Source organism: Nocardioides sp. (genome assembly GCF_004803405.1).
Lineage (GTDB): Bacteria > Actinomycetota > Actinomycetes > Propionibacteriales > Nocardioidaceae > Nocardioides > Nocardioides vastitatis.
In genome coordinates, this window is record NZ_SSXI01000049.1 from 1 (window position 1) to 8384 (window position 8384).

Consider the following 8384-nt stretch of genomic DNA (forward strand, 5'->3'; position numbering starts at 1 on the left):
ACGCCAGCCGTCGGCGTCGCCCTCGCCTCCCGCGTGCTGCTCCTGCTCGCCGACGTGCTGCTCGCCGCCGCGGGATCCCTGGTCGCGCGACACAGCCGGACACCGCGCCCGGTGGCCGGCACGGAGGTGGGCGGAGCGTGAGCAGCGACGGGGGGGCCGGCATCCGGGCACGCCTACGCCACGCGACGGCGCGGGACGGCCTGTGGACCATCGGGATGCTGCTGATCCTGATCGGCTTCACCGGCGTCGTGCTCGGGCCGGCGCTGCTGGGACGCGGGACGCTCCTCGACGTCGGCCTGCTGAACGGCATCTGGCCCTTCAAGGCGTCGAGCGGCCCCGGCGATGCGATCCGGTGCCGTGCCGACACCGTGGACTTCTACATGCCGGGGATCGCGAACATCCGGGACGCGGCCTTCAGCGGCAACCTGCTCACGTGGTCGCCGTACGAGGTCGGAGGGGCGCCACTCGCGTCGCTGCCGAACCACGCGGTGCTCAGTCCGCTCTCCTGGCCGTACTTCGTCCTCCCGCTCTGGCTGGCGCCGGCCTTCGTGAAGCTGAGCGAGCTGGTCGTGGTGATCGTCGGGATGACCCTGCTGCTGCGCCGCTTCGGCGTGCGCCGCAGCGCCGGGATGCTCGCCGGCCTGGTCTTCTTCACGTCCGGCTTCATGATCATGTGGACGAACTGGCCACACACCCGGGTCGCGGCGTTCATCCCGCTGCTCTTCTGGGCCCTCGACCGCGTCGTGTCCAACCGCCGCCCGGTCGACACCGTGCTCGTCGCCGTCATGGTCGCCGCCATGCTGCTCGGCGGGTTCCCCGCCGTCACGCTCTTCTCCTTGACCTTCGGCGCGGTCTACGTCCTGGTCCGCGGCCTCCGGTCGCTCCAGCAGGGACGTCTGCGGCACGCGCTGACCGGCTGGCTCGGCGCCGGCGCCGGCGTCCTGCTCGGCGTCGGGCTCGCCGCGGTCCAGATCGTGCCGTTCATCAAGAACATCTCCGCGATCGGCTACGAGGACCGGCCCGCCGGCGGGTCTCAGTTCCCCGGCTACCTCATGACCGTGATCGCCCCCGAGGCGCTCGGCGCCTGCCGTGGCGGGGAGGCCTTCGGACCCAGCAACCCGATCGGGGCGACCGTCTTCCTCGGGGCCGGTGCGCTCGTGCTGGTGCTCTTCACCCTGGTCACTCGCCGCGCAGGTGACGGACCGCGATCCCCCGTGCTGCTGGCCGGCCTGTTCGTCTGGGCGACGGTGCTGCTCTGGGTCGGCGGCCCGGCCCTTTCGCTTTTGCAGTCGCTGCCCGGCTACGACCACAACACGATCACCCGGCTGAGCTCCGTCTTCGGCTTCCTGGGTGCGGTCCTCGCCGGATTCGGCTTCGATCGGCTCCAGCGTCGGGCGGAGAACCGGACCCCGGGTCCCGCACCCCGCCGTGACTGGCGCTGGATCGTGCTCGGTGTCCTGGTCCTCGGGGCAACGGTGGCCCTGTTCGTGCCAGCGTTCCGCGAGGCGTACCACTGGGCACAGGCCGGTGGACACTCGCGGCCGTTCCTCACCCGCACAGCCGTCGGGCTCGTGCTCACCGGCCTCGCCGCAATCGCAGTCGTGGCGATCCTGGTCCTGCCGGGCCGACTACGACTGGCAGGCCCCGCCGCCGTGGCGCTCCTCGTGGCCGGCCAGAGCACCGTGTTCGCGCACGCCCTGCTCCCGCTCAGCGACCGCGAGGACTTCTATCCCCTCACCCCCGCACACCGGTTCCTCCAGGACAACGTCGGCCACGACCGCTACGCGGGCCAACAGGCATGGGGCTACCCCGCGACCTCGGACTACTACCACCTGCGCACGCCCGTGGGGCATGAGTTCACCGACGCCGACTGGAAGGCGATCCTGGCGAGGATCGACCCGGACGTGCAGTCCTCGCGGACCTACAGCCGGTTCTCCGGATCGCTGGACACCTCGCGGATCGGCGACGAGCCGCTGCTCGACCAGCTCTCCGTCCGCTACTGGGCCACCAGACCCGGCGAGCCGCTGGGCGAGGGCGGACCCTGGCCGGCCGAGGCACCGCAGGGCACGGTGCGGATCGACGACGTCGGCCGGGCGACCTGCGCCATCGCGGCGACCCCGCTGCGCGGCATGCAGTTCCGGCTGGCCGAGCGGTTCGTCCCGGCGCGACGCGGATCGACCATCCTGCACACCAGGATCACCACGTCCGATGGTGTCCTCGAGGGTGAGCGCGCTCTCTTGAACCCGCGCCGCCGGGGCACCACCATCAGCGTCGGGGTCCCCGGCGAGCGAGTGGCCGGGACGGGCACGGCCACCGTCGAGGTGTGGGTCACCGGAGCCCGCCGGCCGGTCGTCCTACGGGGTGCCGAGGACTCCGCCCAATGCAGCCCGATCCTGCCGCCCGCCACCGACGACGGCCTGGACCTGGTCTTCGCCGGCGCGGGTGCTCTCATCTATGAGCGGTCCACCGCCCTGCCACGCATCCGCTGGGCCGGCCGCAGCCAGGTCGTCCGCGACCCAGACCAGCAGCTCGAACTCCTCGCCGCCGGCATCCCGGACGACACCGTCCTGCTCGCCGACGGCACACCACAGACCACACCCAGCCACGCCACCGTCGACATCGTCGAGGACCAAGCCGAGACCATCCGGCTCCACATCGACGCCGACGGTCCCGGACACGTCGTACTCGCCGACTCCATCGCGCGCGCAGGATGGACCGCCACCCTCGACGGCCGCCAGGTCCCCATCCACGACGCCAACCGTGCACTCGCCGCCGTCACCGTCGACCAAGGCGAGCACACCCTCGTCCTGCACTACGACGCCCCCGGGCTCCGCACCGGCAGCTACCTCACCGCCGCCTCACTCCTCGTCGCCCTCGTCCTCTGCGCATGGCACATCCTGACCCGGCGGCGCCCACAGGACGACGGGGCAGATCCGACGGCCGATGGCGAGCGGGCCCAGGAGCCCGAAGGCGGAGAGCTCGGGAACGAGGGGGTCGAGGACCTCAGCGCAGGGTGAGGACCGAGGTCCGCTCCGGGTAGGGCAGCGTGGGCGTGAGGCCGCTCAGGACTCGCTCACACATGCCGGATTCGGAGATCGCGGCGCGGTAGCGGCGACGGCGGCTGTTGTCGAACACGACGATTCCGTCCGGCGCCAGCCGGGTCATCGCCTTGCGCAGGCACGCCTCGCGGGCCCGTCCGTCGATCACGATCAGGTCGAACTCGCCCGCGACGTCGTCGATCGCGTTGACGTAGTCGGAGAAGTCGAGGCCGGAGTGGCCCTCCTTGTGCGAGCCGACCGCCGGGGCGCTGCTCGGGACCGGCTCGACGATGCGGAACGAGACGTTGGCGAGCCTGGTGAGCTCCGGAGACATCATCTCGCCGAACCCGCGGTGGTGCTCCACGCTGTGCACCTCATCGGCCCTCTTCGCCAACCAGACCGTCGAGGCACCCGAGCCGTACTCGAACACGCGGATCGGCCGAGGGCGCGCGGAGAGCCAGTTGCTGACCTCGGCGATGGCGGCATAGGTCCACCACGGCACGTCGAGCCTGGCCATCTCCAGCGAGTCGTAGACCTTCGTCAGGCTGTGGGCCCAGTGCCGCCAGCGCTGACCGACCGGCGGCGCCTCGTCACGGTCCAGTCCCGCGCGGGCGAGGCCGCCGCCGAGGGCCTTCATCGATCCGGCATAGGCCTGCTTGGCCATGGCGAGAGGGGAACGACCGGACGTGGACATCAGACTCCAGAGGTGGGCGGCAGGTCGGGCGAAACTCTAGCTGCCCTCGGCGAGCTTGGCGTTCAGCCGGTCGAGGACCGCGGTCGGGACGAACGCGGAGACGTCGCCCCCGAGCATCGCGACCTCCTTCACCAGGCTGGACGACACGTAGCCCAGCGAGGCTGTCGTGGGCACGAACACGGTCTCGACACCGGTCAGGTGGGCGTTCATCTGGGCCATCGGAAGCTCGTACTCGTAGTCGTTGCCGCCGCGGAGCCCCTTGATGATCGCTTGGGCCCCGACGTCGCGGCAGAAGTCGACGATCAGGCCCTCGAAGCCCATCACGGTGACGTTCGGCAGCTCGGCGCATGCCTCGCGCAGCATCGTCAGCCTGTCCTCCGGGTCGAACAGCCGCGACTTCGAGACATTGGTCCCCGTTGCGACGATCAGCTCGTCGAAGAGCGCGGACGCCCGCCGGAAGATGTCCAGATGGCCGTTGGTCACCGGGTCGAAGGAGCCGGGGCACACCGCGCGCGTCATGACATGTGAGCGTATTGGATACCTCCGGCCACCCCACCGTCAGGCGTGGGACGCGAGCCACAGCGCGGTCTCGCCGTACTTCTTGTGGCCACGCTTGCCCGGCAGCGGCGCCAGGCCGGCCGGCCAGCCGGGCTCCGGGCTGCGGGACGACCGCTCGACGATCACCAGCGCGTCCTGGGCCAGCCAGCCACGCGTCGCCAGCAGCTCCAGGTCTCCCCCGACGCTGGCGTCCGCGAGCGGGTAGGGCGGGTCCGAGAACACGATGTCGTACGGCGTCCGCGGCGACTCCGCCAGCGCGACGGAGACCGCTCGCGACTGGACCTCGGCCACGTCGCAGCCGATCTCACGGGCGTTCGCGCGGACGACATCGGCGGTGCGCTTGTCGGACTCGACGAACGTGACCGCCTCGGCCCCGCGCGACCATGCCTCGAGCCCGACCGCGCCGGAGCCGGCGTACAGGTCGAGGACCCGCAGGCCGTGCAGCGAGCCCGCCCACGACTCGATGGCCGAGAACAGCGCCTCGCGGACGCGGTCGCTGGTCGGGCGGGTCGCGGCGCCCTTCGGCGTCGCGAGGCGTCGTCCGCCGGCTCTGCCGGCGATGATCCGGGTCATCTCGAGCTAGCTCTTGTCCACGAAGTCGCCGCGCTGGGACTCCTCGAGGGCGATGACGGCGCCGGCCAGCGGCGGCGCGTCGGCGAGGTCCGGATCGGCGTCCAGCAGGGTCTCGGCCGCCTCACGCGCCGCGACGATGGTGTCCTCGTCGCGCAGTACCCGGAGGTTCTCGAGGCTGGACCGGCGGCCTGCCTGCGTCGCGCCGAGCACGTCGCCCTCGCGGCGCTGCTCGAGGTCGATCCGGCTCAGCAGGAAGCCGTCCGTGGTGGAGGCGACGGCGTCGAGCCGCTCGCGCGCCGGTGAGCCGATCTCGGCCTGGCTGACCAGCAGGCAGAGCCCGTGGTGCCCACCGCGGCCGACCCGGCCGCGCAGCTGGTGGAGTTGGGAGATGCCGAACCGCTCCGCGTCGAGGATCACCATCGTGGTCGCGTTCGCGACGTCGACACCCACCTCGATCACGGTCGTGGAGACGAGTACGTCGAGGTCGCCGGCCGCGAAGGCACGCATCGTGGCGTCCTTCTCGTCGGCCGGCAGCCGCCCGTGGAGCCGGCCGATGCGCAGGCCGGCGAGAGGTCCGTCCGCGAGCCGTTCGACGACCTCCTCGACGGCCGCCCCGGGGCCCCTCGGCGGCGGCATTACCTCGGAGACCTCGGAGACCTCGAAGAGGTCGTCCTCGTCGACGCCGATCAGCCGGTCCACCGGCTCGATCTGTCCCGCCTCGGCCACGTCACCGGAGATCCGCGGGCACACGACGTACACCTGATGGCCCTTGCCGACCTCCTCACGAACCCGTTCCCAGACCCGGGTGATCCAGCCCGGCTGCTCCGCCAGCGGCACCAGGTTGGTCTGGATCGGAGCCCGTCCGGCGGGCAGCTCGGTCAGGGTGGACGTCTCGAGGTCGCCGAAGACCGTCATGGCCACGGTCCGCGGGATCGGCGTCGCCGTCATCACCAGCAGGTGGGGCGGGACCAGTGCCTTGTCGGTGAGGGCGGCCCTCTGCTCGACCCCGAACCGGTGCTGCTCATCGACGACCACCAACCCGAGGTCGGCGAAGAAGACGTTCTCCTGGAGGAGTGCGTGCGTGCCGATGACGATCCCCGCCTCGCCGCTGGCGATCCGCGACAGCGGCTCGGTGCGCTGGGTCTTGGTCATCGACCCCGTCAGCAGCTCGACCCGCGTGCCCTCTCCCGAACCGAAGATGGTGCCGCCCATCGCGAGCTCGCCGAGCATGGCGACGATCGAGCGGTAGTGCTGCTGGGCGAGCACCTCGGTCGGGGCGAGGAGCGCCGCCTGCCCGCCGGAGTCGACCACACGCAGCATCGCCCGCAGCGCGACCAGGGTCTTGCCTGAGCCGACCTCACCCTGCAGCAACCGGTTCATCGGGTGCGGCTGTGCCAGATCCTTCTCGATCCCCGCTCCGATCTCGCGCTGGCCCCGGGCCAGGTCGAAGGGCAGCCGCTGGTCGAAGGCCTTGAGGAGCGCGCCGTCGCCGCCGGTGCGGATGGTCGCTCCGAGCTCCCGGATCGCGCGCCGGCGGCGCCCGAGCACCAGCTGGGTGATCAGCGCCTCCTCGAACCGGAACCGGTGATGGGCCCGGGTGACCTGGTCGCGGTCCTCGGGCTGGTGCACCCACTCGTAGGCGCGGTCGACGTCGAGGACGTCGTACCGCTCCCGGACGGGTGCCGGCAGCAGCTCCGGGATGTCCTCGACCACGACACGGGCGAACCGCACCGCGCGGGCGACGTCCCAGGACTGGACGCCCTTGGTCAGCGGGTAGATCGGATAGAGCGCCCCCGGCTCGACGATGTCCTCGGTGAGGGCTCCGTCGGGGTCCTCGCTGTCCCCCATCCCGAAGATCGTCAGCTGCGGGTTGACCAGCTGCCACTGGTCACGGAACCGGTCCGCCTTCCCGAGGAACACGCCGCGGTTGCCCTCCGCGACCCGACGCGCGTGCCAGCCGGCCGTGCCCTGGTTCTTCGCGAAGAACGTCATCTTCAGCTTCGGGCCGCCGGTGCGGAGCATCGCCTCGACCCGGTAGGCCGGGCGACCGGTGCGTCGGTCGTTGTAGGTGAGGGTCCGGCACTCGGTGATCTCGCCGACCACGCAGAGCATCTGACCGACGCGCAGGTCGGCGACCTTCGTCAGCGATCCGGTCTCCAGGTAGCGCCGCGGGAAGTGCCGCAACAGGTCGCCCACCGTGCGGATGCCGAGGCCGTCCTCGAACTTCTTGCGCTTCGCCGGGCTGGTCGCGCCCAGGACAGTGGTCAGCGGGGACGCAAGGGTGATCGTCACGTGCCACCTCCGCTCCGTGTGTGCCTCACTCGACCGACATCAGGAGCGGGTACCGCTCCTGGCCACCGTCGTACACCACGACGTCGACATGCGGATGGTGCTCCTCGACCCATGCCTCCGCGCGCCGGGCGAGCTCGGCCCCGTCCTGTCCACTGACGATGGTCACCAGCTCGCCGCCGGCGGCCAGCAGCCGATCGAGCACGACGACCGCGACCTCGCCCAGCTCCTCGCCCACGACCGCGAAGTCACCGGCGATCACGCCGAGCGCGTCTCCAGGCTCGCACGGCCCGCCGCTGGTCATCGCCTTCCGCGCCGCGATGGTCACCGCCCCGTGCCGGACGTGACGGGCGGTGGCGGTCATCTCGGTCACGTCCTGGTCGAACGACCGACCCGGCTCATGCACCGCGAGCGCCGCCAGCCCCTGCACCTGGGTCTGGGTCGGGATCACTGCCACCCGGAGCCCGCGGGAGCCGTGGTCGGCCTCCGCCGTACCTGCTGCGGCCATGGCCGCGCGGACGCTGTTCTCGTCGTTGGGCAGTACGACGACCTCCCGACCGCCGCACGCAGTGATCGCCGCGAGGAGCTGGCCGGTCGACGGTCGCCGTCCCGGTCCACCCTCGACCACCTCGGCGCCGGCCTCCGCGAAGAGGCGGGCCAGTCCCGGGCCGGCCGCGACGGCGATCACCCGCCGCCCGGCGAGGATCGGCAGCGACGGCGCGGCAGCCACCTGACGCTCGATCTGCTCGGCGAAGTGGGTGACCCGGATCCGGTGTGGACGACCGATCTCCAGGCCCGCCTCGATCGCGGAGCCGACGTCGTCGGTGTGGACGTGGACGTTCCAGAGGTCATCGCCGCCGACCACGACGACGGAGTCCCCCAGCTCGCCGAGGCGGACCCGCAGCCGCCTGACGGCGTCATCGGTGGTGTCGAGGAGATACATCACCTCGTAGGACGGCCCGTCGGCGCTGAGGTCGCCCGCGGCGGGGACGTGCGGCACGGGTATGTGGTGGCTGCCGAGCGGCGCGGTCACCGGGACCGGCCGGCGTCCGGTGAGCACGGTCTCGGCGGCGTCCAGGATCACCGACAGCCCGCGACCACCGGCGTCCACCACGCCGGCCTGGGCCAGCACCTCGAGCTGCTCGGGCGTCCGGCCCAGTGCCTCTCGAGCGGCCGCCGCCGCGCCGGCCAGCACGTCGCTGCTGCGGCGGTCCGGGTCCTTGGCGATCTCG

6 protein-coding genes are annotated in these 8384 nt (G+C 71.9%); 1 reads left to right on the top strand and 5 read right to left on the bottom strand.

The features are described from left to right. The first annotated feature begins 137 nt into the window (after nt 1-137). Complete coding sequence (locus E7Z54_RS03350; RefSeq protein ID WP_136431592.1) at nt 138-3017, top strand: YfhO family protein; 2880 nt, start codon at nt 138-140, stop codon at nt 3015-3017. Here the strand turns inward: E7Z54_RS03350 and E7Z54_RS03355 are convergent. The 5 genes from E7Z54_RS03355 to E7Z54_RS03375 all read right to left on the bottom strand — a co-directional run. After that, entirely contained in the window at nt 3004-3702 is a 699-nt protein-coding gene (locus E7Z54_RS03355) for a class I SAM-dependent methyltransferase (protein ID WP_136431593.1), read from the bottom strand. The genes E7Z54_RS03350 and E7Z54_RS03355 overlap by 14 nt on opposite strands. A 66-nt stretch (nt 3703-3768) precedes the next feature. Then, on the bottom strand, nt 3769-4251 hold the full coding sequence (gene coaD, locus E7Z54_RS03360; protein WP_136431594.1) for a pantetheine-phosphate adenylyltransferase: 483 nt from the start codon (nt 4249-4251) through the stop codon (nt 3769-3771). A 39-nt stretch (nt 4252-4290) separates the two neighbouring features. Continuing rightward, complete coding sequence (gene rsmD, locus E7Z54_RS03365) at nt 4291-4863, bottom strand: 16S rRNA (guanine(966)-N(2))-methyltransferase RsmD (protein WP_136431595.1); 573 nt, start codon at nt 4861-4863, stop codon at nt 4291-4293. A gap of 6 nt (nt 4864-4869) precedes the next feature. Continuing rightward, entirely contained in the window at nt 4870-7155 is a 2286-nt protein-coding gene (locus E7Z54_RS03370; RefSeq protein WP_136431596.1) for an ATP-dependent DNA helicase RecG, read from the bottom strand. A 25-nt stretch (nt 7156-7180) separates the two neighbouring features. Then, nucleotides 7181-8384 (bottom strand): DAK2 domain-containing protein (locus E7Z54_RS03375; RefSeq protein ID WP_136431597.1); only part of this gene is annotated, 1204 nt, incomplete at its 5' end.